We start from the raw sequence: 23,296 nt of genomic DNA, 5'->3' as shown, positions 1-23,296 counted from the left end.
TGACGATAAGATTATTATCAAATATAATCAAGTTACGGTTTACAGAAAGGAGTAATGATGTGACTAGATCAAAGAAGCGAGAATTTTTTTCGGATTGTCGTAAAGAAAAGGGAGAACGTAAACAAGTTGCAACTGACTTAGATATTTCAATCGTATACCTCAGGATGATTGAAAACGGGACCTTTAAGCCAGGAAGGGATTTAATGATTCGAATGTCACAATATTTTGATAGACCTCTCGAACTTCTATTTCCGGATGTATTTGATTCCAAATGGAGTATTTAACTATGTCTTTATTGATAATAAAATTATCTAATAACAATTATATGTGATAATTATATTATCGTCAATAGTTTTGGAATTATTCATTTTTTTTAATGTGTTTGATATTTTTTTTATCAAAAAAAAGGAGGTAATCCATGAGCACAACAGACTTTATAGCAGCTCTCAAGTCGGAAGTAGCCGAAGACGTATTCGCTCAGGTATGGGAAAAGGCTGAACCGCTCATAAAGCTTCACTTGACCAATAATTCCTTTGGTATCGAAGAAGCGGCTGCTTACATCGGCTGTAGTGGTCGGATGCTTCGGGAATTAGCCAAGAAAGGTTCGATCCGCTATTACAAGATCGGCAATGAGTATCGATTCCGGCAGCGTGTGTTGGATGAATGGATGGAGCGGCAGGAATCCTCAAATTGCACTGGATGGGACTGACCATAAAATTGTGGTGAGTAAGCTACCGTCAAATTTGACGGGTACTGAACTCAAAATTGAGGTGAGTGAAGAGATTATTATCGGCCAAGACGATGACAATCCGCTATCTGTTAAAAGGATAGCGAATTCGAAATTGAGCTTACATAGGTGAAAGGAGCAATCATATGAGCACGCACGTTTCTGTAGTCATCATTAACAACAAAGCCAATGTCGTCGTTTCCCCTTCCGTTGAAATTCATACTGATGCGGTGGTGAAATTGAAGCGACAAGGCGGTAAAGAATTGACTCATGAAATTATCGGGCATGAACTAAATAACGTGATCATCCAGGAAGGAGTAATTGCGAATGCTCGTCAGGTTTGAAGATTGGATTAAGGAACGTGAGGCAACCTCGGTCATGGAAAAACAAATCATAGCTGATAAATTAGCCGAGGGGATTAACGGTATTGAATGGCTAGTAATGCAATTGTTAGTGAACGAGAAACTAATGGTCTTTTTGAACAACTGGTTAGAAGTCGTTAGTGATCGTTATCAAACCGTTGAAGAAATAATGAAAGATGCTTTGACTATGGGTCATGAAGAGTTTTACAAGTTACATGAGCTTAACTGGTGGATTTCAGTAAGGGATTCTTTAACCTATCTTAATTTACTAAGACAAAGAAATTACGATGAGTATTTTGATTTTCTCCAGAACATGGAGAAGAAAGGAGAAATTGAATGAGTAAAAGTGATGCATTAATTGAAAGTAAGTCCCTCCGAGAATCACATATTAACCGCACAGAGGTATTGGACAAGGTGAAGAGGCTTTTGCTTCTACCAGGGGATATGAATGCGAGTATTGAACAAGCATCCACTTATTACGAAGTGTCAAGAAAGGCTATTGATAGTCTAATTTTTGATAACCGTGAAGAAGTGGAGTCTGACGGATTGAAAGTACTCACGGGAAGTGAACTGTTCTCCTTGAAGGAGATGGGTGTAATTGGTAAAAACACTTCTGCATTTACCGTTATTCCACGTAGAGCGATGTTACGAATCGGTATGTTGCTCAAGGAAAGTATCATTGCCAAAGCTCTCCGCGATCAATTACTAGATTCAGAAGAAAGTTTTAGGTCGAGTAAATCAGCATCTTCTAAGGACGATGAGGGCAAACGCCTTGATCGAGAAATCAAAATGAAGAATGCTCGAGTAAGAGAAGCCAGTATTTTACTCAAGGTTGCTGACTTGGATACCACTGAACCAACTTACCGGAAAGTACTTCGTTCAAAGGCCGTGGAAGTCGTGGCAGGAGAAAGGCTTCTTCCAATGCCAAAGGTTGAAAGATCTACCTATACAGCGACCCAAGCCGCCGAGAGGTTAGGAATGTCCTCTGCAAATGCTGCTGGCCGTCTCGTTAACCGTCTTGGACTCAAGCCAAAAGAGGGAGAAAAAAATGAGTACGGCGAGTGGGAACATACCAAATCAGAATATAGCTCAAAGCAAGTCAAACAGTTTATGTATACTGACGTTGCCATTGAAGCAATGAGACAAGCAATCGAGGAAGGAAGATAATTTTATGACCCTTCCAGAACTAGCCCGTATATGGTTTGACCGTCCGCAACAACATGCAATTATTGTCCGTAATATCAAGGCCAAATCTGTAGGTACTACGAACAAAGACAAAGTAACTACGGGGTGAACTATGTTTGCTGTCATTCAAAAACTCAAAAATAAGAAACCCAACCCATACGGAGAGTATAAAGAACTTTTAGTAGATTCTTTCACTATTTCTTTCAATGGAATAACAGAAACGAAATATACCTATCGTTACGGTGGCGGGAGATTCGAACGCCCCACCTTGGATGCCTACAAAATTATGATCCATCACAGTTATCGGGAAAATGGAGAGGTCAAGAAGAAGCAATGGGTTATTTGCACAATGGGATACTACTATCTGTTGGATAGTTGGCCGGGGGATTGTATTAGGCAAGACGTTTTAAATAAAAAGCTTCAAGAAATGGAGATTACCGAAGAGCAACTTTGGGAAATGGTTTATGAAAAGCTTGATCCAATTATAGCTCAGGTTAAATCAGAATTTGAATCCTCGGAAGAATACCGTGTTCATGCACAACACCGACAAGTGATAGATCAATACTTATCAGTTAAAAGAGAATTTGAAAAGTTGTACGGGGACGAAACATACGATTACTGTTATGACGTTTTCGGCAACTTGCGAAATACAGATTATCTAGAAAAATTGCTAGATAAACGCGAACGAGAGAATGCATATCAAAGAAGTAGTTACCAGAGTAGAGAGAGTAGTAACTACAGTTCGGGCGGTTTCAACTATGAGGATTTTAGTAGTTACTTCGGAGTAAAACAGAGTACCTACACCGAAGATGAAAAAGTCATGCTCAAAAAAGTATACCGTTCCTTATCCAAAGCATTTCATCCGGACATAACCAAAGATGATGGCGAGATCATGAAGTTAATAAACAAGCTTAAGGAGGAATGGGGAATATGAAACCTAGACCAGTCGAACAGATCATTAAGGACATGGAGGCAATGGGTACAAGCCCTAAAACGATTGACCAAACCATTAAGAATTTGAGCAATCACATCACGGCTCAATTAGAAAACATGAAAGGGGTTACGGCAGTGGGGGACAACGTTAAGCTTACTCTTCGTCAAGCGCGAATGAACAGCGGAATGTCGCTAGAGGAAGTGGAGCAAGAAACAGGTTATTCAGTAAAGAGAATCATGTGGCATGAAGATAATTCAGGAGAAGTGTTGCCAGATGAGGCGGTGCTTTATTGCAAGACTTACGGCGTATCATTTACCGAAATTTACTTTATGTCAGAAGAGAAAGGAATTCAGCGAGAAAAAGAGTGTAAAGGTGAACAACCAACTGCAAGATACTTATGCGCATTGAGTGAGATTGAAGCAAAGCTAACTGCCATGATCCTGTATATCACTGACGACACAATATATACTGATGCGCATATCATAAGTTCTATTTTAGAAGTTATTGATGAAATAGGCTGTGAGCAATCTATTTTGAAAAATGAACTTACTGAATCAATTGAAAAAATAAGAAACAAAAATCGCCTTAACAATACCTTGGCGGGGCGTTAAGACGACACTTAAAAAAAAACGGGTATTCCCTTGGCGACATTATTACATAACATCATGAGATACGTCAAGGGTTCCCAAAAAGGGGAACGATTATTCATGCAAACAATTCAATCTATTACAAGTTAAGATAGTAACTTAATCGATTTCTTAATAACCAAGAAGCGACTTTCGATAGAAGCATACTCAGGTAAATATCATCATTTGAATGTTAATTGGCGGCCTGTTTTTTTTGAAGTAGAAGCCTTATGTACGGAAATTATAGATGCTTTCGAAAGTGCGGGGTATCCGGCTATGGAGTGGGAAGGATTTATTGCCCAACTAATGTTTGCTGTTATAGATGGTGGCGCAGAAAAGAAATGTAATCTGCTCACGGCGGCTTTTGGAGATGTAGTCAAAGGTAGCGTGAACTTAGAAAGTGTTATATAGGAGGCTGGAATGAATGGCTGACCTCGGCGACGGATACGCAAGAATCGCAAACGAGTTGCTAGAAGAATTGGCTAAGCGAAAATTGAATAGCACTCAAGCGTCGATAGTCTTCTTCATTTTCAGACAGACATACGGTTTCCAGCGAAAATCACATGACATGTCTTTAAACTATATTGCTGGCATCATCGGAGCAAATAAAGATCAAGTCAAACGGGAACTGAATAGACTCATTGAATGGAAAGTTGTCCGTGTCTTTGAAGAAGCTGGATTCACCAAATCCAGAGTGATCGGCATAAATAGCGAATGTGCAGAATGGGAAGCACCATCATACACGGGGCTAGTCAGTATACAGGGGGCTAATCAGCACCCACTAGAAGATGCAGGAAAGGTGCCTGAAGGACCCTCAATTTGTGATGTTGCAGAAGACAGTACACAGGGGGCTAATGAGTACCCGGGGAGGGGGCTAATCAGTACCCCTGCACAGGGGGCTAATCAGCCCCCCATAAAAAGATATTCTTTTAAAGATAATTATAAAGATATTATATATACCATTTTCAAGCATTGGAACTCTAAAAAGATAGTCGTTCATCGTGAGTTGACCACAGTTACAGAAAGTGCAATTAATGCCCGACTAAAGGTCAGTTCTGAAAAGGACATTATCGAAGCAATCGACAATTATCATTTTTGTCTCAAAAGTGAAGATCACTTTTACAGCTATAAATTCAACTTAAAGGATTTTATGAATCCAAAGAATCTAGAAAAGTTCTTCACGGAGAATGACCCATTTAACAATTTTCTAAATCGTGGCAGCACAAAAAATAAAGCGGCACCAGTAAGTGACGATGTATTCCTAAAACGATTGGAGGAACTGGACAGTGAAGAAAACTGAAATATTCAATCTATTAGCCATTATTACCAATTTTGTCCCTTCTTTTGACATCAAAGATCAAGTGCGTATTAATTCATGGCAGCGTGTTATAGGCGAAAAAATGACTTATGCCGAAGCTGAAAAATATCTTTACGAACACTTTGAAGAAAGTCGTTTTCCCCCGCTTCCATTTGACTTACTTAAACGCATCCCTAGAAAGATAGAAACAGTCACAATAACGGATGAGGAGCGTGACCATCTTGGACAAGTATACCGAAAGCAAAGCGAGAGAAACGCAACCAAACGAGGAGTTGCTAGGGAACTTCCTAAAAGACCCGAGTCTATTCCAGGCGAATAAGCATTTATTGACACCTAATCTCTTTCAAGAATATGACTGGCTTTACCGACTGATGTTAGAAGTTGATGCGGAAGAGGGATTCACTTTTAAGGGGATTGTTACCCGGGTTGAAATTGATCAAGTTAAACTCCTACAAACATTTCGCAGTTCTGCCTTTAATGAAAACAGAGTGCCTCACTTAATAACTAAACTTAAGAAACAACGTCTATCTAGTGATTTATCCAGTCTCTCCTTCGAAATGAAGGACCGTATATCGAATGGAGAAGATCCAGACGAACTTTTAAGAGACATACAGAATGCATCATTCACACTTGAAACAAGCGAAAGCGGCGGAAATCATGAAGCTGGAGAAAACCTTGACCGATGGTATGAACGAAAACTTGAAATTATGAAAGATAGTTCCCTGGCTTATGGACTTATGACGAAAATAGGTTCGTTGGATGCAATCACAACCGGTTGGCATCGTAAGGATTTCTCCGTTGTAGGTGGCTGGACAAGTATGGGGAAGACAGCGTTTGTTCTTGAAATCACTAAACGGCTAAATGCAGCCAAGTATAAATGCGCGGTGTTCTCTCTGGAAATGATCGATGATCAGATCTATGACCGCATGATGAGTAATATTCTGCAAGCGAACCTCCAGCAATTTAGGTTAGGTCAATTAGCAGATGATCATTACCTTGTACGCACTAAGAGGGAAAAGGAGCAATTGCGATCTATATTCATTGATGACACAAGAGGGGTCAGCGCGGACTACATCACAGATGTCATGAGACGCTTAAAGCGGACCCAAGGACTTGATTTCGTGGTAGTGGATTACATCCAAGACGTAAAAGAGTCTGGAGAAATGAACGATAACGGCGGCAGCTCATTAGATCGTGTTTGCCGAAAATTACGAGCAGCAGCAAAGGAAATGGATTGTCATGTTATGGGGCTATCTCAGGTAAAGCGAAGTATAAACGATCGACAAGACAAACGACCGTTAGTATCTGATTTGTCGGGTAGCACAGGTATAGAAACCTCTGCAGATGTAATTGCCTTGCTTTACAGAGATGACTATTACAATGCCAGTTCTGATAAAAAAGGGATTCTGGAGGTAAATTTCGCTAAGCAACGTAACGGAAGTCTAGGGGTGGTGGAATTACATTATGACAGATCCACTCAAGCCATCCGAGAAATCACTAATTATCGAACTGATTGATTATTACCAAGAAGTATTGAACCGTCAGGTAAACATAGCTCTTGAGCACAAGGAAATGGACGATCAAACGTACATCGGTTTCATAAGTGAAGAATGTACAGAGGAAACAGTGGATGCTGTGTATGACCATTTCGAAATTCTGTTCATATCGTTAATGGAATATCATCGGGAACGGTTATGGCAGAGAATTTTAAAGGGTGCCGAATTCATAGATTCCCTGGACAAGTCAGACCCAAGGTTTTATAAGGCAGTTGAAAAATATGACGCTCTTTGTGAAAAGTACAAGCAGAGCGGCAACGAGGAGGAAAATAAATGTTGAATCGATTTAGTTCGGTCAGTCAAGAAATTCTTACTAATCCAGTTTCTAATAATCGCTTAAAAGATATAGAAGGAAGCATGATTCATGTAGGACAAGCGGCGGGGGAATGGTTTCAATTTCAGCGTATGAGCGTTGATGAACGGCGTTTGTATTGGCTGAACAACATTCAACAACGGCGACAACTTGTATGGAAATCTCCTATCAATGAATGGGGAGTATATGAACTATGCAAGTCAGTCTATGAGTTGGCCGAGATAGACCATGTGGACTTTAACGGTGCTGATTACTTGGACAAGATGAAGCTTATACGTAGTATCATCCCTTTCGCTAGTCCAGAGGCTTTAATTGACGGGGTGATGGAATACCACGAATCCCGAATGAGACAGAATTGGGGTATGTCATATCTGATGGAGAGTGTAACCATCAATGAGCAACCAACTGGATTATAATCCACACTTAGGTTATCTCGACGAAATATTGGTTCAACACACAAGATTAATTCATTCTATCGCCAAGCGATACAGGAATCTTTGTAATTCTATAGTTGGTTACGATGACTTAATAAGTGAAGGAACAATCGGGATGATTAAGGCCTTTCATAGATATGATCCAACTGGGTTTGACGGTACTGTAACTAAGTTCTCAACATTTGCCGTCCCCACTATCAAAGGAAATATTCTTGCATTTCTACGGGATAAATCACTTATAGCAAAACCTCCAAGGAGTATATACGAAACAGCCAATAAAATAAGAACTTTAAATTTGGAGGATAAATCTTCGGATCATGTGGCTAGAAAGTTAGAAATTTCAACTAAACTGGCAGCTAATTCACTTCATTACTTGAAAACTTCGGGCGGGGCTTATCTGGACCAAGCGGTATACTCAGACGACAGTGGTGAAATCACCCTTCTAGATTCATTGGGACGATACGACGATTTTTCTAGAATTACTGTAGAAGAATTTCAGGGTTTTCTAAGCGAAAAAGAACAAGAGATTCTTAACCATCGGATTCAAGGGAAGTCTCAGGGAGATATTGGGGAAATCATAGGTAAGTCGCAAGTTCAAGTTAGTCGGATATTAGATCAAATAAAGTTGAGACTTCAAAAATATATGGATAATCCAGAGAGTGAGGAATTTAAAGTGAAGAATGAAGTAACCACTAGGAAAGTTAATCTGGAAGAAACTAAGAAATATGACATTAAGACAGTAATGAACGGTATCGAATGGTTTGAGGACAATAAGTTGCCGAGCACCCCAACCGTAGGGTTGAATACAAACGGTATGATAATTAATTCAGCAGCGGCAAAAATATTAAATTGTGCTGTAGGTCATCACATAAAAGTCGGATACAATTCCGAATTTCAACGCTTGGTTTTATTAAAAGACGAGACTGGGAACAGGCTTAGAAGAGTATCCAAAAGTTCTAGAAGCGTGAATATTATAAACAAACGATTGGCTGATTGGCTTTATCAGAAGGGCATTAAACAAGATAAATATGTACTACAATATGACGAAACTGCCAAAGTTCACTTTATTCAGTTGGAAGCGATAGAACTAAAGGCGGCAACGGCATGATGGATATTAATGCACTCAAAGCCGCCCGTGATCTACGAAAGATTGTAGAAGGGGTAAAGGTCGCCTATGACAAAAGCGTACATGATGAGCAGTATTACAACGATGAATGCAACGATATTCTACATGCACTTGAATTATTAAAGCTCACACCTAAGCAACGCTTGGATTTAAGCGCACAACTTAGTGTTAGCCGTTGGAATCGTCGTAAAGCTAAGGAAGACAAAGAACTGTTGCAGCCACTAGCAGATTACCTTAAGCGTCAAAGAGGTATGGTTGGCGAATTGAATAGCATCGTCGCTGATACAGAGGCAACGATTAAAACCCAATCTATGAGAGTGTACATCCCTAGAGTCAGAAAAGACTTGGGTGCTACATTTGAACACCGGGCCAGAGAAAGAACAGCGGCTGCGGTGGGTAATATTCGTCGAGATCGGCAAGTTGGCCGGGTGCCTATGTAGTGGTTGTCATAATCAACGTAAATTATTCCAGAAATTATTCCTTTGCAAGGTGATGATCAAATGAAAATATCAACAATTTACGCAGTAATTTGGATTTCATGCGCAGCCGCAATCACTGCAGGTATCCTTGTCACAAATAGCGCAGCACCACTTTGGTTTCTATTGATTCCGAGTATGATGAGCTACAGTTCAAAAGAAGATTCTAAAAAATAGTTATGAGAGGATGAATCGACTTGAAAAAGATTTCATTTTTATCAGTTTTAGTATGCTTGGTAATCGTCTTAAGCGCTTGTACAGATGCTGATATTGCATCAAGCAACCTGTCTAAAGCTGCGGACAACTTTGAGATTGATAGACGAATTGTATTCTACAATGGGATTACGGACACCTACTTGCTGTCCATTGAGGGACGTTGCTCACTGGGCAATAACGACGATCGGAGCACGCAGGTAACAGTGACCTGTAAGACGGGAGAGGGCTCGTATAAGAAGCATTTTCTAGGACTGTCGGACAACGTCACTTACTTTGCGGAGCAACTGGAGCCTGCAAGCGTCAACGCATACCACTACCGTGTTACTTTTAAACCACAAGCTATCATGCCTGACATCGACCTGAAAGTTAGCGAAAATTGACATAACGAAACCCCTGCAATCCTTGGCGGGCACGCAGGGGTTCTCACAATTAAACTTCCACTCATTCAAATATACCACATAAAGGGGAATGAGGGGAATGGCAGTGACAGAATGGGGACAAGGTGTACTTTTTCCAGAGGCGAACAAGGTAGAGCTAAAAAGAACTAAGTTCCTCTTAATGAAGTATAGAAGCATGACGATGTTGATGGATGATTACGAGAAACACACTGAGGACATGCAACAGGTAGCCATTGACGGTGAAGTAGCTCGACGGATTGACCAGGAGGATCTTCACGCCGATAAGACGGCCAACGCTGTTGTATTAGCAGAGAAGCAGAAATGGGCATATGAGCAATACAAGTTCTATACCACTACAATTGATCGGGCCTATGGATTGATATGTGATGACGAAGCACAGAGAGCTATGAGGTACAGGTATATTCTTGGATACAGCGCCAAAGAGACACTGCTGTTCTTCCAGAGTACCATGAGTGACAGCACAATCAAGAGAAAGATCAAAGAGAGTGAAGTTGCAGTAGCCAATATGCTTAAATTATGGGGATTCTTTGAAAAGGACAGTTTGAAATTTTGACCCTTTTTTGACCCGAACGTGAACCTTTTCTGAACCTAACTTGACCCAATGTTGAACCTCTTTTGAACCTTTTTCCATGATATATTGATAGCGTAGTAATTTAGCGAGAGGGACTGAGCTTACTCTGGTCTTCTCATATCTCAAGGCGGTATGTTGGCAATGGCTTCTGGCTGTTCGGCGACATACCGCTTTTAAATTCCCGTTTGTTGGGTAAGTGAGCGTAAACCATTCTTCTAATTTTCGAGTTTCTGTCAAGCGGTTGCAAAAAACACTACTAAATTACAGATTGGTTGCAATGACAAGAGTTGGTTGTAAAATTCAGCTTTTTAATGTGAATTGGTTGTAATGATGATTAGTTAATAAATGATCAGGAAAATTTACCTTAGCAAACCTAATTCAAGTTATATGCCACAAGAGTAATAGCTGTTAAGGTAGCAACTACGAGTAAGCATTTAAGGATTATTGGAGTAACGATGGTATCATATAATTCTCTAAGTATGTGCATGTAAAGTACCTCCTTCCTTCTAATAATTTCGATATTAATACAGGAAAATCCTTCCTTATGTCGAAATGTGACAGTGAAGGGAGGTGAAATTATTGCCTAGTAAAATGAGCTTTGAATATTTGACATCCATAGTCATGGACGGCGCATACAGCGACATGAGGAAGTACAGATACCTCGTTAAGACGATGCTTAAATTTGTTGAAACCGATGAAGTGAAAAGCTTCTATCCCAAAAAATTATTTTCAGAAAATCAATCCTTGGAATGTTTTGTTTTTACAGACAACAAACTTTTAATCTTTAAGGAATACGATAAGCAAATTAGTATAAATGTTCTAAACTTAAATCGAATTACAGCTGCAAGTCTAGAACTCGAAAAGGATGATTTCCCTGATGAAACTGTAAAAATTAGTTTTTCTTCAGGTGAGGAGATCGTATTTGATCCAAAAGCCGATTCCAACTCCCGTTGGTATGAGAGTTTTAAAGAAAATGTAACTGAGATATTCAAATTGATCTGTAAAGCACCCTAACCGGTGCTTTTTTATTTTAGATGAGGAGTTGATAAGGATGGACCCGGAAGTAATACAAAGGTTATCTAGGGCGATTAAAGACTTCTGCGAAGAAATATGCAGAGTGCTGCAAGAGACGATTAAAGCGATAATGCAAGCTCCTTTGTTTAAACGTCTATTGGCTCTATACAATAAGCAACGGCATCCCAAGCTCCGCGATCAGTTTGGTAACATCCAGAGGGTGAGAATCTACAGAGATCAACTTAATTCACGTACGGTAAGAGCAGTAGCCCGTAGTAGCTGCTGATACAAGAAACAAATGAGGTGGTGGCATGAATGAGGTACAACCGATAAGGGATAAAGAAGTCATCATTCAGATTAAAAACTATCTTAAGGTGACCAGCTTCCGGAATTATATCTTCTTCTCAATGGGCATCCATAGCGGTCTTCGCGTTTCTGACCTACTACAGCTTAAAGCGGGATCAGTCAGGGACCAGCTACACATTAATTACGTAGCACAGAAGACGAAGAACCGAAAAAAGAAGAAGAAGCGTAAAAAATTCATTATACATCCTGACATTTACGAGGACTTAATGGTTTATATCAGTGACATGGATGATGATGCGTACCTATTCGCGAGCAGACAACGTAAGAAGCTAACAGGAGCGATTGGAGAGCCAATAGATAGAGTGACAGCTTACAAGATGATTAGCGGTGTAGCGCAGCGATTTGGGCTTACAGATATCGGTGTTCACTCCTTGCGTAAGACGTGGGGGTATCACTTATATATGGACGATCCACGCAACCTAGCGTTACTAATGGAGATGTTTGGTCATGAGGATATAGCAACAACTTTACTCTATATAGGCAATACTCAAGACTCAATGGACGCAGCAATTAGGCGTTTGAGTTTTACACAATCTGGCTAATGTTGCACTCAAATAGAGGAATGATAGAAAGCTTGATCCTATCGAAAAATTAATAATTTACGGGTGCAACAGAAATAGAGTTATGTTTCTCTCTACTTACATTTATTAGGTGGAAATTGGGTTTTTATAGAGTGGAAAAAGAGTTGGTTTGTAGGGAGAAAAAATGGAAGAAAATCCAATTTAGAATCATTCTAAGAAAACCAACTCAATTCGGCTGCATAAACGATGAATAATTGCCGTTTTACAGTTAAAAAGCCGGGAAATAGTCAAAAATGCAAGAATCGAAAAATCCAGTAGTGGCGCGGGTTTACGGGGCTATGCATAAAACATGTATATTAGAGTAAACAGATACATGAAGAAAACCCCTGTCATATCGCGGTTCTTAGCGTGGTTGAGGGAAAGTACATATGTACAAAACTCAGGGTTTTATACATATGTCTGTGCATAAAAAGTGCATAAACATTGTCGGGGGTGAGGTGTAACATGTAATGGCAAGAGAAAGAAGCCCAAACCGGAAGAAGGCACTGGTTTTATGGTTTGAGAGTGGCAAGGAAATGAAGCCCTCTGAGATAGCAGAAAAGCTTGGTATTAATGCAGCTTTGGTTCGTAAGTGGAAAAGCATTGATAAGTGGGATGAGCAGCCGGAACCTCGTCCTGGAGCGCCTAAGGGAAACCGTAATGCTGTAGGGAATAAAGGTGGTCATGGCGGTCCAGCGGGTAACGATAAGGCGGTTAAGCATGGCTTATTCCGTAAGTTCCTTCCAGACGACGAAGAGACACAGGAAATTTATGATATGACAAACGAAATGACCTCTTTAGATATTTTGTGGGAAGGTATTCGGATTCAGCTTACAAACATAATCAGAGCGTTAAAGGTTATGCATGTCACTGGTAAAGATGAAATGATCAAAGAATTGAAAAAGCAAAAATTTGAAGTTCATAGCAAAGGTAAGGGAGATAAGAAAGAACTTATTCCTGTTGTGATCGAGGAGGAATATGAATTTCAGTTCTCTTGGGACCGTTCTGCCACAGGTTTGAAAGCAATGTCGGCGGCTTGGACATCTCTTACACGTACAATCAAGCAATATGAGGAAACTTTAAGGATGGCTTCTCCAGAAGAGGTAAAAGAAGAACAGCGGCAGCGTGTTGAACAAATCAAGGCCAGCATATCCGTAATGAAATCTAAGGTCCCTAATAGCAACCCTATTGATATGAATAAGCAAATCACTGCATTGGCCGATTTGATTAATAATCCGGTGCAAGAGCGGGTGAATGAGAATGACTGAGGTAGGGTTAATACCTTATGCTCCTTTGACCGCCAAGCAGAGCAATTATATTATTCGATGCCGTGATTCATGGCTTAATGTAGCAGAAGGCGGGAAACGCGCAGGGAAGAACATTATTAACCTGATTGCTTACGCTATGTGTTTGGAGGTACATCCCGATAAGCTTCACTTAGTCTTTGGTGTGTCCTTAGGAGCAGCCAAGATGAACGTAATTGACTCTAACGGTTTCGGTTTGCAATGGCTATTCGCAGGTCGCTGTCGTGAAGGGGAATACAAAAATCGGGATGCGCTATATATACAAACGAAGACCGGGGAAAAGATTGTTATCATTGCTGGTGGTGGTAAAGCTAATGATGCAGCGCGGATTAAAGGTAACTCATACGGAACGGTTTATGGAACTGAGGTTAACGAGTGTCACAAATCATTTGTACAAGAGGTATTCGACCGAACAATTTCAAGTAGCTTTCGACAGTTATTCTTTGATCTTAACCCGAAACCTCCTTCTCATTGGTTTTATAAGGACGTATTGGACCATCAAGACGAGAATAAGAAGCGTGGAGAGAATGAAGGGTATAATTACGAACACTTCACCTTGTTTGACAATCTATCCATTCCTAACGATCGATTAAAGGCAGTTCTAGTGACATACGACAAAGCTAGTCTTTGGTATCAAGCGGATATCTTGGGCAAGAGAACAGCAGCCACAGGTCGTATATACACCGGATACAACAGTAAAGATGTGGTCAGAACACGTGATGATGTTAAGGACTACAAATACATTAAATTTAGCATTGGTGTTGATATCGGAGGTACGGACGCCACAGTAGCCACCCTGACAGGCTTCACGCCTAAATACAAGGATGTTGTACTATTGGATGGCTATTATCATAAGCAAGGCAAGGAAAGCGGCTATACACATGACCGTTACGCCAAAGAGATAGTAGTAAAGATCGTGGAGTGGGGGAGAACATACCCTGCCTTTTTTGCGTGTGCTCATATCTTCTGTGAGTCTGCAGATAAGCTTTTCAGGCAAGCATTAAGCAACGAATTAAAGCGGAATGGTATTTATATATCGGTTGTGCCTTCGTACAAAAAAGAGGGCATTGTTGACCGTATAAGGCTGACTGAAATCCTCATCAATCAGGGTAGATACAAAATTATCCATCACCTTAAGCCGTGGATTGAGGCTATAGAGAATGCCACTTGGGACGACAAGAAGAAGCAAGAGGGCGAATGGGTACGCACAGATGATGGAAGTTACCCTGTTGACTGTCTGGACAGTAGTGAATACGCAGTGCAGCCGTTCAAGCCAAGATTGGAGGTATAGAAATGGGGTGGATACGTAATATGGTCATGAAAGTACTCAGGATACAACCCGCACCGGAGAACAAGACGTTTATTATTCGGGAGCCGTTTAGCTATCGTACTAACGTCTTGCGTAATAGGCTGTGGTATCGTGGCGATCCGTCAGAGCTGGAGCAATTTTATAAGCAATCAGCAATGGACAACGTGAGTAGTTCACGCTTTTGGGCAGCCGTACCTAGTGAGAATCGACAAATCAGAAAGATCCACAGCGGATTGCCGGCTATGATCGTTGAACGTTTGGCCGATATCGTCGTATCCGATATGGATAAAATTGAATTAGCAAATGAGGCTCTAACTGAACTATGGAAAGAAATCAGCGAGGACAATAGTTTTGATGAGCTGCTGGGTAGCAGTCTTATTGAATCTCTCGTTGAAGGTGATGGAGCTTTTAAAGTGACCGTCGATACAGAGATAAGCGACTACCCAATTATTGAGTTTTACGCAGGTGATAAGGTCAAATACAAGCGTGAGCGCGGGAGACTTCAACAGATCATCTACTACACGGACTACCGACACGGCGACAAGGATTACCAGCTTGAGGAGACATTCGGCAAAGGGAAGATCAAATACAAGTTACTGAGTGAAGATGGAAAAGAGGTCCCGATATCCACTATCCCTGAATTGGTAGGACTTGATGAAACCACATTCACAGGTGATTATATTTGGGGTGTTCCGTTATCCTTTTTCAAATCCACTAAGTGGCCAGATCGAGGTAAGAGCTTGTTCGATTCTAAGGCTGACTCATTTGACGCTTTGGACGAGGTTATAAGCCAGTGGTGGGATGCTATCAGGTCGGGGCGTGTACAAAAGTACATTCCAGAAGACTTACTACCGAGGAACCCTGAAAACGGATTACCGATCAAGCCCAATCCCTTCGATATGGACTTTATAGCTGCTGGCAAGTCATTTGGGGAGGAAGTGAAAGATCAGATTACACTAGTGCAACCGCAGATATTGTATGAGGCTTTTGTTAATTCCTATGCTTCCGCATTGGATATGTGCCTGCAAGGTATTATTAGCCCCGCTACACTGGGGATCGATCTTAAAAAGACCGATAACGCCGAAGCACAGCGGGAGAAGGAGAAAGCCACGCTGTATACCCGTGGAAAGATCATTGAGCGGCTGAATGAAGTGATTCCACAATTGGTGTCTGTGGTACTTAAAGTTTATGACAACATGCAAGATAAGACTCCTGGTGACTATGAAGTCACAGTAACGTTTGGTGAATATGCTTCTCCATCTTTTGATAATGTGGTTGAGACAGTCGGGAAGGCACGTACTTATGGTGTTATGTCCATTGAAGAATCCGTAGAACAAATGTATGGAGATACATGGACGGATGAACAGAAGGCCGAAGAGGTGCGGCGGCTTAAAATTGAACAGGGATTAATTGAGAAGGAAGAACCCGAGACACGGGAGAAGGATGATCCACCAGGTAGTGAAGATGAGGACCTGGACGGTGAGGAATAATGTCCAAGAAAGACCCGTACAGCCTGCGTGATATCTTCGAGGAAATGACACTTAACCTGATTGCCAGCATGAAGCGTAACCTGTCCCGTCATGAGATTGAAGAGGACAAGGTAGGCTTTAGGTTCGATCAATGGCAGCTTGCTAAACTTCGTAACTTGAAATGGTTTCGCAAGAAGAACAAGGAGATCATTATCTATGCAGGCAAGGAAGCCAATAAGCTGATTGATGAAGTATTGCAGCAGGAGTTTAAATTTGGAGAGGATAGCGTTGAGATCGTAGCGGAAAAGGCTGTAAAGCTAACGGGAGAGATTGATTTCCCGAAGGATTTTAAGCCTCCAGTTGGGAAACAACCTAAACCTCAGCTAGTAGATCCAACTATACCTGTACCGGACATGGACAGATCTCTTCCCGAGTTACCCAAGCCACATAGCAAGCTACCCAAGGCACCGCCTGAATCAGATTTCTTTGGCATGAATGAGAAGAAACTGGGAGCATTGCAAGACAGTGTGAAAGGTGATCTTAAAGAAGGTAGAGAGGCTGTATTACGCAAGATGGATGATGTCTATAGGCAAACCATCTTTAAAGCCGAGGCGCATATGGCTAGTGGGTTTATGACGCTTGATCAGGCCATAGACAAAGCAACAAAGGACTTTTTGGAACGTGGGCTTGATGTCATCGTGTATAAGAATGGCCGTCGTGTCCCTATTCCCACATATGCTGAGATGGCACTTCGTACAGCGTCGCAACGGGCTACGTTCTTGGGTGAAGGTAAAAAGCGAGACGAATGGGGTATCTATACCGTAGTAATGAGTAGTCATGATAACTGCTCTCCTTGGTGTATGCCTTACCAGGGTACGGTCATGATTGATGATGTGTATACGTCACTGAGTAAGGAACAAGCGGCGCAACTATCGAAGGATACCGGATATGGATTGCTATCTGATGCTATGAAGGACAATGCCTTTCATCCAGCTTGTCGGCATACATTGGCTACGTTCTTTCCTGGTATTACTCAGCTACCTAAACCTGCAGATGAAGAGACAGCCAAGACCAATTATGACGCTGAACAACGACAGCGATACATGGAGCGCATGATTCGTAAGTACAAGCGTTTGGAGATAGGATCCATAGACGAAGCTAACCAGGCTAAATACGGGGCCAAGGTTATAGAATGGCAAGAACTGCTTAAGCTTCACCTTGGAGAGAACCCACAGCTCCGCCGTGACAAAAGGCGTGAACGCATTGACGGTGAAGTTCCTGCATCTGAGCGTAAAGAGCGCTTGAAAAATGTTGAGCTTAATGCCAAGATTGAGGAAACAAAGGCATACATTCGATCCGATCAGCAACCTAAGAGTATCTTAAAAGGCCAGCATAATAAGCACGTACCTGGTACGCATGAATATAAACAGTATGTGGATAAGCTGAAAGCCATAGAGCAATACGGTCCCGCTAGGATTGATTTAAGTCCTGATGAAGTTGAAAGCTTAGTCAATCAGTACGCAGGAACGGGAAAGATCACGATCGGTAAAAATGGCTGGGATAACAAAGAACTAATTATTACCAATGATCGGGTCGTGGGTACTGTGGTTGATAACCGGACAGGCATGGAAGCTGAGACGACTGTATTTAAAATCCATTACGGTAAGAAGGGCGTTCATATCGTCCCTGACTATCCGAGCAAAAAGAGGTGAGTAAGGTGGATCCATTAACAAGCTATATGCATAAGCGACTTCGCATTCTGACCAAGCAAGGGGAAATGTTTGAGGGTGAAGCCATCACCTACGATGTCGGCATTATGGAGGATCGGGACTATGATTCAATTGGACTTGATCAAGGCACGCATATTGCAATGATCGATGAGCCTGATATTAAAAGCATAGAAGTTATTGACTAAGGCACTCTCGAATAATCGGGGGTGCTTTTATTATGCCCTGTCATATGGCTTTAAACTGGGCAACCCATCACCGGACGAGACCGGGATACCAAAGCGAAGATGGAGGAATCAATCATGAATAAAGAAGAGTTTATAGCATTAGGTTTCACGGAAGAACAGGCTACAAAGGCGGCTGAGGCTTCACAAAATGAGTTAAAGACATTCATCCCTAAACACCGTTTTGACGAGTTGACGGAGGAAAATAAGACTCTAAAAGCTACGGTTAAGGAGAATGGCACGCAGCTTGAAACATTAGGTAAGACGGCCGGATTATCCGAGGATCTACAGAAGGAGATTCAACGACTACAAGATGAGAATAAGACAGCTGCTACCGAGCATGAATCCACGTTGAAAAAGCTAAAGTTGGATAACGCCATCAAGCTTGCGATCACAGGCAAAGTTCATGACGAGGATATGGCTATCTCTCAACTTGACGCTACAAGGCTTGTTGTTAGTGATGATGGTAAAGTCGTTGGTCTGGATGAACAGATTACAACTCTGAAAACATCCAAGGCATTCCTATTCAAAGAGGAAAGCCAGCAACAGCAACAACAGCAGCAACCAGGTATTAGAGTAGGGGCGGGCAGAACTGAGCTACCTGCAGGCGGTCAACTCTCATTAGGAGATGCGATTGCCGCACACTTCACAAAATAAGATTGGAGATGATTTGAAATGGCAGTAACATTGGCAGAAGCAAAGAAAAACGTACAGGATCATATTACATTGGGTGTTATCGATGAGTTCCGGAAGAATAACTTCCTCTTGGAAAATCTCATCTTTGATGATGCAGTTTCACCGACTGGTGGAGGCGCTACCCTAACATATGGTTACACTCGGTTGATCACTCAACCTACAGCCGGATTCCGCGCTGTTAACACTGAGTACACGCCGCAAGAGGTTAGTAAACAGCGATATACGGTTGACCTTAAGGTATTCGGTGGGACGTATAAAATCGACCGTGTAATCGCCAATATGGGTGGTCTAGCCAACGAGGTTACACTGCAAATGCAACAAAAGATAAAGGCGGCTCAGGCAGTATTCAATGACAATGTAATCAACGGAGATAGTGCGGTTGATGCATTGGCGTTTGATGGGTTGGATAAAGCCCTGACTGGTTCCAGTACTGAGTATGTGCCAACTGCCGCAATCGACCTATCAACGTCAGCGGCGATTGACACTAACTATAAGGCGTTCCTTGATCAGTTAGATGAATTCCTGATGGGGTTGGACGGAGCACCATCCGCTATCATGGGTAATCTTAAGTTGATTGCCAAGATCAGAGCTTGCGCGCGTCGATCCAGTGCCTACACCACTACGCTAGATGAGTTTGGCAAGCAAGTTGAGAAGTACAACGAAATTCCATTAGTTGATCTTGGGGCGAAAGCGGGATCAAATAACCCTGTTGTCGCTACCAATGCTTCGGGAGAAACAAGCATCTATGTTCCGCGTCTTGGCTTAGATGGTTTCCATGGCGTGTCTATGGCTGGTGTATCCCCTGTACAAACTTGGTTGCCTGATTACTCTACTTCGGGAGCTGTTAAAACAGGTGAAGTTGAAATGGTAGCAGCAGTAGCGCTCAAGGCTACTAAAGCCGCAGGGGTAATGCGTAAGATCAAGGTATCTTAATATGAGATACAAGGATGATCTGGCAAAAGGATATGTGAATGGTTATTATGTCGGACAAAGTGAGGGGTCTAGACTTGTTGATGGTCTAGCCCCTAATGCTAATGATGGCCTTGGAAATGTAAGGTCATTTGAGCATGTAGGAACTGTTACACAAGATGGATCCACTCCTAACTCACCTGTTCCAGCAGACCTAGTATCATGGAAAGCTACAGGGGAAGAGGGACCACATGAAGGAGTAGTATATGTACAGTATGAGTTATTGGACGTTGATGACAACGTAATACCATTAGACGAAGATAACCTTACGTACATTACCCGCGATGGTAAGGAACTCAAACCGGATGCAGACTCGACACTGTGGTTTAACAAGTCGCTCCCTCATGGGAGATATGTTTTTGAGATTAAAACAGCGGTGAACGTGATCCATGTTGCGCCGCTAGACTGGAGGGGTTAATGATGGCGAAAGTAATTGCACCGAATAAGGAGTACACAGGGCTATCCGCAGGGGTAGCCTTTGCAAATGGAGTAGGGGAAACGGATAACACTCACTTGTTGGAATGGTTTGAATCTAAAGGTTATGAGGTTGAGCAACTAGAGCCAGAACAGGAAGAAATTCCTGTAGAAAAAATGACGGTTCCGCAGCTTAAAGAATACGCCACTAAGAATGAAATCGATCTTGGAGAAGCATCCAAGAAAGAGGACATTTTGAAGGTCATTCAGAGCGTTCAACAAGTACCAGACCCTGGTAAAGAAACAGAAGAATAGGCGGTGATCATATGGCCTACGCAACTACAGCGGATTATGATCGTTACGGGGACGGTTCAATTCCAGCGGAACAACTGGATAAGGCACTGGATCGGGCAACCGACCAGGTAGACCGCCTGACATATAATCGCATTGTGGCGAGGGGCTTTGATAGCCTTTCGCCTTTTCAGCGTACCAATGTGATTAAGGCTGTTTGTCAACAAGCCGACTTTACTTTTAAATACGGTGAATATTTGACCATGCCACTCTCAGGGTACAGCGCAGGAAGCACCAGCATGTCATTTAAGGCTACAACCGGAGCTGGAGGAGTACAAACTACAGATGCCGTGATTGACTTGCTCATGCCTACAGGCTTGGCAAATAGGGGGTTCTGTTGATGCGCTTCCCCTTTCCAAGATGGAATCAGGTTACCCCAGTCAAAGTCTATCAAACTGAGCAGGGTAGAACTGGCGAGAAAGAAACACTTATCTATGATAAGAAGTGCTTTTACGACGAGAAGTCACGCCAAGTTATGGACGCTGAACGCCGTTTGGTGCTGCTCTCAGGGCTGATTCTCATAGAGGGTGACATTAACCCAGGCGTATTGATAGAGGGATATGTGATCATCGATGGTGAGCGTAAGAACATCTATCGTGCAAAGAGACCACGTAACCCTGACGGTACCGTGTTTAGTACCGAGTTGGAGCTGAACTGATGAAGGTATCAACTAAGGTTACGGTGAATGCGGCAGCTCTTAAGCAATTAGAGCTGATCAGCCAACAAGCCGTTGAAATGACAGCCGAAGCGGTTAGGACTGATATTGTCACATCACAAGTCGTTCCGAAGCAAAGAGGGACATTAGAGCTTAGCGGTCACGTCGTCGTCGTGTCCAATGGCAAAGTTAAACTAGTCTATGACACTCCATATGCCCGTCGCTTGTACTGGCATCCAGAGTACGACTTTAGGACTGACAAGAACCCTAACGCTCGTGGTAAATGGATGGAAGCTTATAAATCAGGCGAGAAGAAGGTATTTGTCCGTGATACATTCGGTAAGTTTGTAAAGCAGCTCAGTAAGGGGATGATCAAATGACGCTAAACGATGTTGTTGATTGGTTCGAGACGGTCATTGATTCCCCGTTTTGGTATATTGGCAAAATCGACGGCAAGAAACCACAATGTATAGGTTTGTATAACACATCTGGAGCCCAGCCACGTATCGCTATAGGCGGACTGGAAGCTACCGGATATGTTATCAAGCCTATTTCTATTCTCGTCCATTGGGGCAGGGATTCAGACATTGCAGAGCGCAAAGCTCAGGAAGTATATAACGCCCTGTTTTGTCAGTCTGCAGAGATCGGCGGTAAGCGAGTGATCATGTTTAAAATGGTCTCGCCGCAGCCGGTTAATGTCGGTACTGACTCAGAAGGAATCTACGAATATGTAATTGAAACACACATTTATCATGAAAGGTAGGTTGAAATTATGCCATTAGTAACAAGTGGAGTATTTCCGGTTTTTAATATCGAATTTAAAATCGGAACTAAAGGCCGGGCTAGTACGGAGCTGGAAATGTTGATAATCAAGGATATGGAAACATTTCAGATTGCGATTGATACGAACGTAGAAGAGTGGACCCCAATGGAGACAGAGGGCTGGACACGGCGACTGGCGACAGGTAAAGGGTTTGCAATCACATTGAATGGTAAGCGACATGTAGGCGATCCAGGTAATGACTACGTAGCAAATACAGCGTGGAAGTCCGGCCTTGATTGCTCCAGCAAAGCAGAGATTGTATTCCCAGATGGAAGCAAGCTGGTATTTGATTGTATCGTTAGCGTGTCGGCTCCGAACGGTGGGGACAGTACGGCGGTGTCAGCACTTGAATGTGAACTTATGAGCGACGGGAAGCCCGTGTATACACCAGCAACGGGGGAGTAATAGAGCCTTCCCCGTTTAATCTGCAGGGGGATGGGGAAGGTGAATCCCTTGCACAAAATACGATCGATGAGGAGATAACAAACAATGGCGAAGAAGACAATTGATATTACAAGCAAATTAACCAATGACCGTCCGGTATTGAAACTAGGTGAGGGATTAGAATTTGAAGTTGATAATGGAAAGAATACTGTACTTGGAATGCAAGAAGATGGCGGTTTAGAGCAATCGTTAGAACTATTACTGGGCAAAGAAGCTGTTGAAAAAATCGAAGCATTGAATTTGTCATTTGAAAACTATCTATATGTATTCTTTGCCGCATGTTCAGCGGCTACAGGTGAAGATATAAAGGTCATTGAGGCCCGATTTCAACGGGGACGCCAAGAAGTCTAAGATACCACAATGGTATGATTTATATGATGATTGGGGACTGATTGAGGCATCTATTGCCGCTCAATATGGGATAAGACTACGGAGTGTATCGGACATGTCATGGGATGAGTTTTGCACTTTGTTAGCCGGAATCATGCCAGAAACTCCACTTGGTCAGATTGTAAATATACGCAGCGAGAATGACCGCGAAAAGATCAAGGCTATGTCACCTGAGCAACGGCGGATCCGAAGTGAGTGGAGAACAAGAGGGGTTAAAGAAGTCCAATGGACAGAGGCGGATAAAGTTAAGGCAATGCAGGAAGTACAACAGATGTTTATAGAATTATCCGGGGCACCTCAATAAGGGGTGCCTTTTTG

Annotated in this window: 37 protein-coding genes; all 37 read left to right on the top strand. The window is 42.3% G+C overall.

Features of this window, described 5'->3' with window-relative positions; all coding sequences use genetic code 11:
• Positions 1 to 59: 59 nt before the first annotated feature.
• A complete protein-coding gene (locus tag NST85_RS25245; protein WP_341190743.1) occupies positions 60 to 284 on the top strand; it encodes a helix-turn-helix domain-containing protein in 225 nt (74 codons plus the stop codon).
• Between the two features lie 134 nt (positions 285 to 418).
• Entirely contained in the window at positions 419 to 709 is a 291-nt protein-coding gene (locus tag NST85_RS25240) for a helix-turn-helix domain-containing protein (protein ID WP_341190742.1), read from the top strand.
• A 164-nt stretch (positions 710 to 873) separates the two neighbouring features.
• A complete protein-coding gene (locus NST85_RS25235; protein ID WP_341190741.1) occupies positions 874 to 1,071 on the top strand; it encodes a hypothetical protein in 198 nt (65 codons plus the stop codon).
• A complete protein-coding gene (locus NST85_RS25230; RefSeq protein WP_341190740.1) occupies positions 1,055 to 1,429 on the top strand; it encodes a hypothetical protein in 375 nt (124 codons plus the stop codon). Before NST85_RS25235 ends, NST85_RS25230 begins: the two co-directional genes overlap by 17 nt.
• On the top strand, positions 1,426 to 2,256 hold the full coding sequence (locus NST85_RS25225; protein WP_341190739.1) for a hypothetical protein: 831 nt from the start codon (positions 1,426 to 1,428) through the stop codon (positions 2,254 to 2,256). The genes NST85_RS25230 and NST85_RS25225 overlap by 4 nt, the downstream gene beginning before the upstream one ends.
• Before the next feature lie 4 nt (positions 2,257 to 2,260).
• Positions 2,261 to 2,383: a hypothetical protein gene (locus tag NST85_RS25220; protein ID WP_341190738.1), complete on the top strand. Its 123-nt coding sequence runs from the start codon at positions 2,261 to 2,263 to the stop codon at positions 2,381 to 2,383.
• A 3-nt stretch (positions 2,384 to 2,386) separates the two neighbouring features.
• Positions 2,387 to 3,208: a hypothetical protein gene (locus NST85_RS25215; RefSeq protein WP_341190737.1), complete on the top strand. Its 822-nt coding sequence runs from the start codon at positions 2,387 to 2,389 to the stop codon at positions 3,206 to 3,208.
• Positions 3,205 to 3,819 (top strand): helix-turn-helix domain-containing protein, encoded by a 615-nt coding sequence (locus tag NST85_RS25210; RefSeq protein ID WP_341190736.1) that lies wholly within the window; start codon positions 3,205 to 3,207, stop codon positions 3,817 to 3,819. Before NST85_RS25215 ends, NST85_RS25210 begins: the two co-directional genes overlap by 4 nt.
• A 201-nt stretch (positions 3,820 to 4,020) precedes the next feature.
• The gene (locus NST85_RS25205) at positions 4,021 to 4,245 is read left to right on the top strand and encodes a hypothetical protein (protein WP_341190735.1); all 225 of its coding nucleotides are present in this window, start codon (positions 4,021 to 4,023) and stop codon (positions 4,243 to 4,245) included.
• A 13-nt stretch (positions 4,246 to 4,258) separates the two neighbouring features.
• Positions 4,259 to 5,134 carry a replication protein gene (locus tag NST85_RS25200; RefSeq protein ID WP_341190734.1) on the top strand — a complete coding sequence of 292 codons (876 nt, stop codon included), beginning with the start codon at positions 4,259 to 4,261 and terminating at the stop codon, positions 5,132 to 5,134.
• Positions 5,121 to 5,471, top strand: coding sequence for a hypothetical protein (locus tag NST85_RS25195; RefSeq protein WP_341190733.1), 351 nt, complete (start codon positions 5,121 to 5,123; stop codon positions 5,469 to 5,471). Before NST85_RS25200 ends, NST85_RS25195 begins: the two co-directional genes overlap by 14 nt.
• Positions 5,374 to 6,669, top strand: a complete 1,296-nt coding sequence (locus tag NST85_RS25190; protein WP_341190732.1) for a replicative DNA helicase — start codon at positions 5,374 to 5,376, stop codon at positions 6,667 to 6,669. The genes NST85_RS25195 and NST85_RS25190 overlap by 98 nt, the downstream gene beginning before the upstream one ends.
• Complete coding sequence (locus NST85_RS25185) at positions 6,617 to 6,988, top strand: hypothetical protein (RefSeq protein ID WP_341190731.1); 372 nt, start codon at positions 6,617 to 6,619, stop codon at positions 6,986 to 6,988. Before NST85_RS25190 ends, NST85_RS25185 begins: the two co-directional genes overlap by 53 nt.
• Positions 6,982 to 7,437, top strand: coding sequence for a hypothetical protein (locus tag NST85_RS25180; protein ID WP_341190730.1), 456 nt, complete (start codon positions 6,982 to 6,984; stop codon positions 7,435 to 7,437). Before NST85_RS25185 ends, NST85_RS25180 begins: the two co-directional genes overlap by 7 nt.
• A complete protein-coding gene (locus tag NST85_RS25175; RefSeq protein WP_341190729.1) occupies positions 7,415 to 8,563 on the top strand; it encodes a sigma-70 family RNA polymerase sigma factor in 1,149 nt (382 codons plus the stop codon). Before NST85_RS25180 ends, NST85_RS25175 begins: the two co-directional genes overlap by 23 nt.
• A complete protein-coding gene (locus NST85_RS25170; protein ID WP_341190728.1) occupies positions 8,560 to 9,021 on the top strand; it encodes a hypothetical protein in 462 nt (153 codons plus the stop codon). The genes NST85_RS25175 and NST85_RS25170 overlap by 4 nt, the downstream gene beginning before the upstream one ends.
• A gap of 233 nt (positions 9,022 to 9,254) precedes the next feature.
• Positions 9,255 to 9,653 carry a beta-sandwich lipoprotein gene (locus NST85_RS25165; RefSeq protein ID WP_341190727.1) on the top strand — a complete coding sequence of 133 codons (399 nt, stop codon included), beginning with the start codon at positions 9,255 to 9,257 and terminating at the stop codon, positions 9,651 to 9,653.
• 97 nt (positions 9,654 to 9,750) lie between these two features.
• Positions 9,751 to 10,245 carry a hypothetical protein gene (locus NST85_RS25160; RefSeq protein WP_341190726.1) on the top strand — a complete coding sequence of 165 codons (495 nt, stop codon included), beginning with the start codon at positions 9,751 to 9,753 and terminating at the stop codon, positions 10,243 to 10,245.
• A gap of 597 nt (positions 10,246 to 10,842) precedes the next feature.
• Entirely contained in the window at positions 10,843 to 11,277 is a 435-nt protein-coding gene (locus NST85_RS25155; RefSeq protein WP_341190725.1) for a DUF3908 family protein, read from the top strand.
• A 37-nt stretch (positions 11,278 to 11,314) separates the two neighbouring features.
• A complete protein-coding gene (locus NST85_RS25150) occupies positions 11,315 to 11,563 on the top strand; it encodes a hypothetical protein (protein ID WP_341190724.1) in 249 nt (82 codons plus the stop codon).
• A gap of 25 nt (positions 11,564 to 11,588) precedes the next feature.
• Positions 11,589 to 12,185 (top strand): tyrosine-type recombinase/integrase, encoded by a 597-nt coding sequence (locus NST85_RS25145; protein WP_341190723.1) that lies wholly within the window; start codon positions 11,589 to 11,591, stop codon positions 12,183 to 12,185.
• A gap of 488 nt (positions 12,186 to 12,673) precedes the next feature.
• The gene (gene terS, locus NST85_RS25140) at positions 12,674 to 13,471 is read left to right on the top strand and encodes a phage terminase small subunit (RefSeq protein WP_341190722.1); all 798 of its coding nucleotides are present in this window, start codon (positions 12,674 to 12,676) and stop codon (positions 13,469 to 13,471) included.
• Positions 13,458 to 14,798: a phage terminase large subunit gene (locus NST85_RS25135; RefSeq protein ID WP_341190721.1), complete on the top strand. Its 1,341-nt coding sequence runs from the start codon at positions 13,458 to 13,460 to the stop codon at positions 14,796 to 14,798. The genes terS and NST85_RS25135 overlap by 14 nt, the downstream gene beginning before the upstream one ends.
• Positions 14,799 to 14,800: 2 nt before the next feature.
• On the top strand, positions 14,801 to 16,306 hold the full coding sequence (locus tag NST85_RS25130; RefSeq protein WP_341190720.1) for a capsid protein: 1,506 nt from the start codon (positions 14,801 to 14,803) through the stop codon (positions 16,304 to 16,306).
• Positions 16,306 to 17,997 carry a phage minor capsid protein gene (locus tag NST85_RS25125; protein ID WP_341190719.1) on the top strand — a complete coding sequence of 564 codons (1,692 nt, stop codon included), beginning with the start codon at positions 16,306 to 16,308 and terminating at the stop codon, positions 17,995 to 17,997. The genes NST85_RS25130 and NST85_RS25125 overlap by 1 nt, the downstream gene beginning before the upstream one ends.
• Before the next feature lie 5 nt (positions 17,998 to 18,002).
• Entirely contained in the window at positions 18,003 to 18,200 is a 198-nt protein-coding gene (locus tag NST85_RS25120) for an LSM domain protein (protein ID WP_341190718.1), read from the top strand.
• A gap of 114 nt (positions 18,201 to 18,314) precedes the next feature.
• Positions 18,315 to 18,893, top strand: a complete 579-nt coding sequence (locus tag NST85_RS25115) for a phage scaffolding protein (RefSeq protein ID WP_341190717.1) — start codon at positions 18,315 to 18,317, stop codon at positions 18,891 to 18,893.
• A gap of 18 nt (positions 18,894 to 18,911) precedes the next feature.
• Positions 18,912 to 19,865 carry a major capsid protein gene (locus tag NST85_RS25110; protein WP_341190716.1) on the top strand — a complete coding sequence of 318 codons (954 nt, stop codon included), beginning with the start codon at positions 18,912 to 18,914 and terminating at the stop codon, positions 19,863 to 19,865.
• 1 nt (position 19,866) lies between these two features.
• Positions 19,867 to 20,319: a hypothetical protein gene (locus NST85_RS25105; RefSeq protein WP_341190715.1), complete on the top strand. Its 453-nt coding sequence runs from the start codon at positions 19,867 to 19,869 to the stop codon at positions 20,317 to 20,319.
• A complete protein-coding gene (locus NST85_RS25100) occupies positions 20,319 to 20,630 on the top strand; it encodes a hypothetical protein (protein ID WP_341190714.1) in 312 nt (103 codons plus the stop codon). The genes NST85_RS25105 and NST85_RS25100 overlap by 1 nt, the downstream gene beginning before the upstream one ends.
• Before the next feature lie 11 nt (positions 20,631 to 20,641).
• On the top strand, positions 20,642 to 21,007 hold the full coding sequence (locus tag NST85_RS25095) for a hypothetical protein (protein ID WP_341190713.1): 366 nt from the start codon (positions 20,642 to 20,644) through the stop codon (positions 21,005 to 21,007).
• Complete coding sequence (locus tag NST85_RS25090) at positions 21,007 to 21,324, top strand: hypothetical protein (protein WP_341190712.1); 318 nt, start codon at positions 21,007 to 21,009, stop codon at positions 21,322 to 21,324. Before NST85_RS25095 ends, NST85_RS25090 begins: the two co-directional genes overlap by 1 nt.
• A complete protein-coding gene (locus tag NST85_RS25085) occupies positions 21,324 to 21,701 on the top strand; it encodes a minor capsid protein (RefSeq protein WP_341190711.1) in 378 nt (125 codons plus the stop codon). Before NST85_RS25090 ends, NST85_RS25085 begins: the two co-directional genes overlap by 1 nt.
• Positions 21,698 to 22,084, top strand: coding sequence for a phage tail terminator protein (locus NST85_RS25080; protein WP_341190710.1), 387 nt, complete (start codon positions 21,698 to 21,700; stop codon positions 22,082 to 22,084). The genes NST85_RS25085 and NST85_RS25080 overlap by 4 nt, the downstream gene beginning before the upstream one ends.
• A 9-nt stretch (positions 22,085 to 22,093) precedes the next feature.
• Positions 22,094 to 22,549 carry a phage tail tube protein gene (locus tag NST85_RS25075; protein ID WP_341190709.1) on the top strand — a complete coding sequence of 152 codons (456 nt, stop codon included), beginning with the start codon at positions 22,094 to 22,096 and terminating at the stop codon, positions 22,547 to 22,549.
• Positions 22,550 to 22,633: 84 nt separating this feature from the next.
• A complete protein-coding gene (locus NST85_RS25070; RefSeq protein WP_341190708.1) occupies positions 22,634 to 22,939 on the top strand; it encodes a hypothetical protein in 306 nt (101 codons plus the stop codon).
• The gene (locus NST85_RS25065; RefSeq protein WP_341190707.1) at positions 22,902 to 23,282 is read left to right on the top strand and encodes a Gp15 family bacteriophage protein; all 381 of its coding nucleotides are present in this window, start codon (positions 22,902 to 22,904) and stop codon (positions 23,280 to 23,282) included. The genes NST85_RS25070 and NST85_RS25065 overlap by 38 nt, the downstream gene beginning before the upstream one ends.
• Positions 23,283 to 23,296 lie beyond the last annotated feature (14 nt).

The organism is Paenibacillus sp. FSL K6-2524 (assembly GCF_038005525.1).
GTDB classification, from domain to species: Bacteria; Bacillota; Bacilli; order Paenibacillales; family Paenibacillaceae; genus Fontibacillus; species Fontibacillus anaericanus.
Note: the sequence above shows the minus strand (reverse complement) of the source record. Positions and strands in the feature narration are given on the sequence as shown.

Coding starts and splice junctions, on each gene's coding strand:
- NST85_RS25240 (WP_341190742.1), top strand. CDS start 419: ATGAGCACAACAGACTTTATAGCAGCTCTCAAGTCGGAAGTAGCCGAA.
- NST85_RS25235 (WP_341190741.1), top strand. CDS start 874: ATGAGCACGCACGTTTCTGTAGTCATCATTAACAACAAAGCCAATGTC.
- NST85_RS25230 (WP_341190740.1), top strand. CDS start 1,055: ATGCTCGTCAGGTTTGAAGATTGGATTAAGGAACGTGAGGCAACCTCG.
- NST85_RS25225 (WP_341190739.1), top strand. CDS start 1,426: ATGAGTAAAAGTGATGCATTAATTGAAAGTAAGTCCCTCCGAGAATCA.
- NST85_RS25220 (WP_341190738.1), top strand. CDS start 2,261: ATGACCCTTCCAGAACTAGCCCGTATATGGTTTGACCGTCCGCAACAA.
- NST85_RS25215 (WP_341190737.1), top strand. CDS start 2,387: ATGTTTGCTGTCATTCAAAAACTCAAAAATAAGAAACCCAACCCATAC.
- NST85_RS25210 (WP_341190736.1), top strand. CDS start 3,205: ATGAAACCTAGACCAGTCGAACAGATCATTAAGGACATGGAGGCAATG.
- NST85_RS25200 (WP_341190734.1), top strand. CDS start 4,259: ATGGCTGACCTCGGCGACGGATACGCAAGAATCGCAAACGAGTTGCTA.
- NST85_RS25185 (WP_341190731.1), top strand. CDS start 6,617: ATGACAGATCCACTCAAGCCATCCGAGAAATCACTAATTATCGAACTG.
- NST85_RS25180 (WP_341190730.1), top strand. CDS start 6,982: ATGTTGAATCGATTTAGTTCGGTCAGTCAAGAAATTCTTACTAATCCA.
- NST85_RS25175 (WP_341190729.1), top strand. CDS start 7,415: ATGAGCAACCAACTGGATTATAATCCACACTTAGGTTATCTCGACGAA.
- NST85_RS25170 (WP_341190728.1), top strand. CDS start 8,560: ATGATGGATATTAATGCACTCAAAGCCGCCCGTGATCTACGAAAGATT.
- NST85_RS25160 (WP_341190726.1), top strand. CDS start 9,751: ATGGCAGTGACAGAATGGGGACAAGGTGTACTTTTTCCAGAGGCGAAC.
- NST85_RS25150 (WP_341190724.1), top strand. CDS start 11,315: ATGGACCCGGAAGTAATACAAAGGTTATCTAGGGCGATTAAAGACTTC.
- NST85_RS25145 (WP_341190723.1), top strand. CDS start 11,589: ATGAATGAGGTACAACCGATAAGGGATAAAGAAGTCATCATTCAGATT.
- terS (WP_341190722.1), top strand. CDS start 12,674: ATGGCAAGAGAAAGAAGCCCAAACCGGAAGAAGGCACTGGTTTTATGG.
- NST85_RS25135 (WP_341190721.1), top strand. CDS start 13,458: ATGAGAATGACTGAGGTAGGGTTAATACCTTATGCTCCTTTGACCGCC.
- NST85_RS25130 (WP_341190720.1), top strand. CDS start 14,801: ATGGGGTGGATACGTAATATGGTCATGAAAGTACTCAGGATACAACCC.
- NST85_RS25125 (WP_341190719.1), top strand. CDS start 16,306: ATGTCCAAGAAAGACCCGTACAGCCTGCGTGATATCTTCGAGGAAATG.
- NST85_RS25115 (WP_341190717.1), top strand. CDS start 18,315: ATGAATAAAGAAGAGTTTATAGCATTAGGTTTCACGGAAGAACAGGCT.
- NST85_RS25110 (WP_341190716.1), top strand. CDS start 18,912: ATGGCAGTAACATTGGCAGAAGCAAAGAAAAACGTACAGGATCATATT.
- NST85_RS25105 (WP_341190715.1), top strand. CDS start 19,867: ATGAGATACAAGGATGATCTGGCAAAAGGATATGTGAATGGTTATTAT.
- NST85_RS25100 (WP_341190714.1), top strand. CDS start 20,319: ATGATGGCGAAAGTAATTGCACCGAATAAGGAGTACACAGGGCTATCC.
- NST85_RS25095 (WP_341190713.1), top strand. CDS start 20,642: ATGGCCTACGCAACTACAGCGGATTATGATCGTTACGGGGACGGTTCA.
- NST85_RS25090 (WP_341190712.1), top strand. CDS start 21,007: ATGCGCTTCCCCTTTCCAAGATGGAATCAGGTTACCCCAGTCAAAGTC.
- NST85_RS25085 (WP_341190711.1), top strand. CDS start 21,324: ATGAAGGTATCAACTAAGGTTACGGTGAATGCGGCAGCTCTTAAGCAA.
- NST85_RS25080 (WP_341190710.1), top strand. CDS start 21,698: ATGACGCTAAACGATGTTGTTGATTGGTTCGAGACGGTCATTGATTCC.
- NST85_RS25075 (WP_341190709.1), top strand. CDS start 22,094: ATGCCATTAGTAACAAGTGGAGTATTTCCGGTTTTTAATATCGAATTT.
- NST85_RS25070 (WP_341190708.1), top strand. CDS start 22,634: ATGGCGAAGAAGACAATTGATATTACAAGCAAATTAACCAATGACCGT.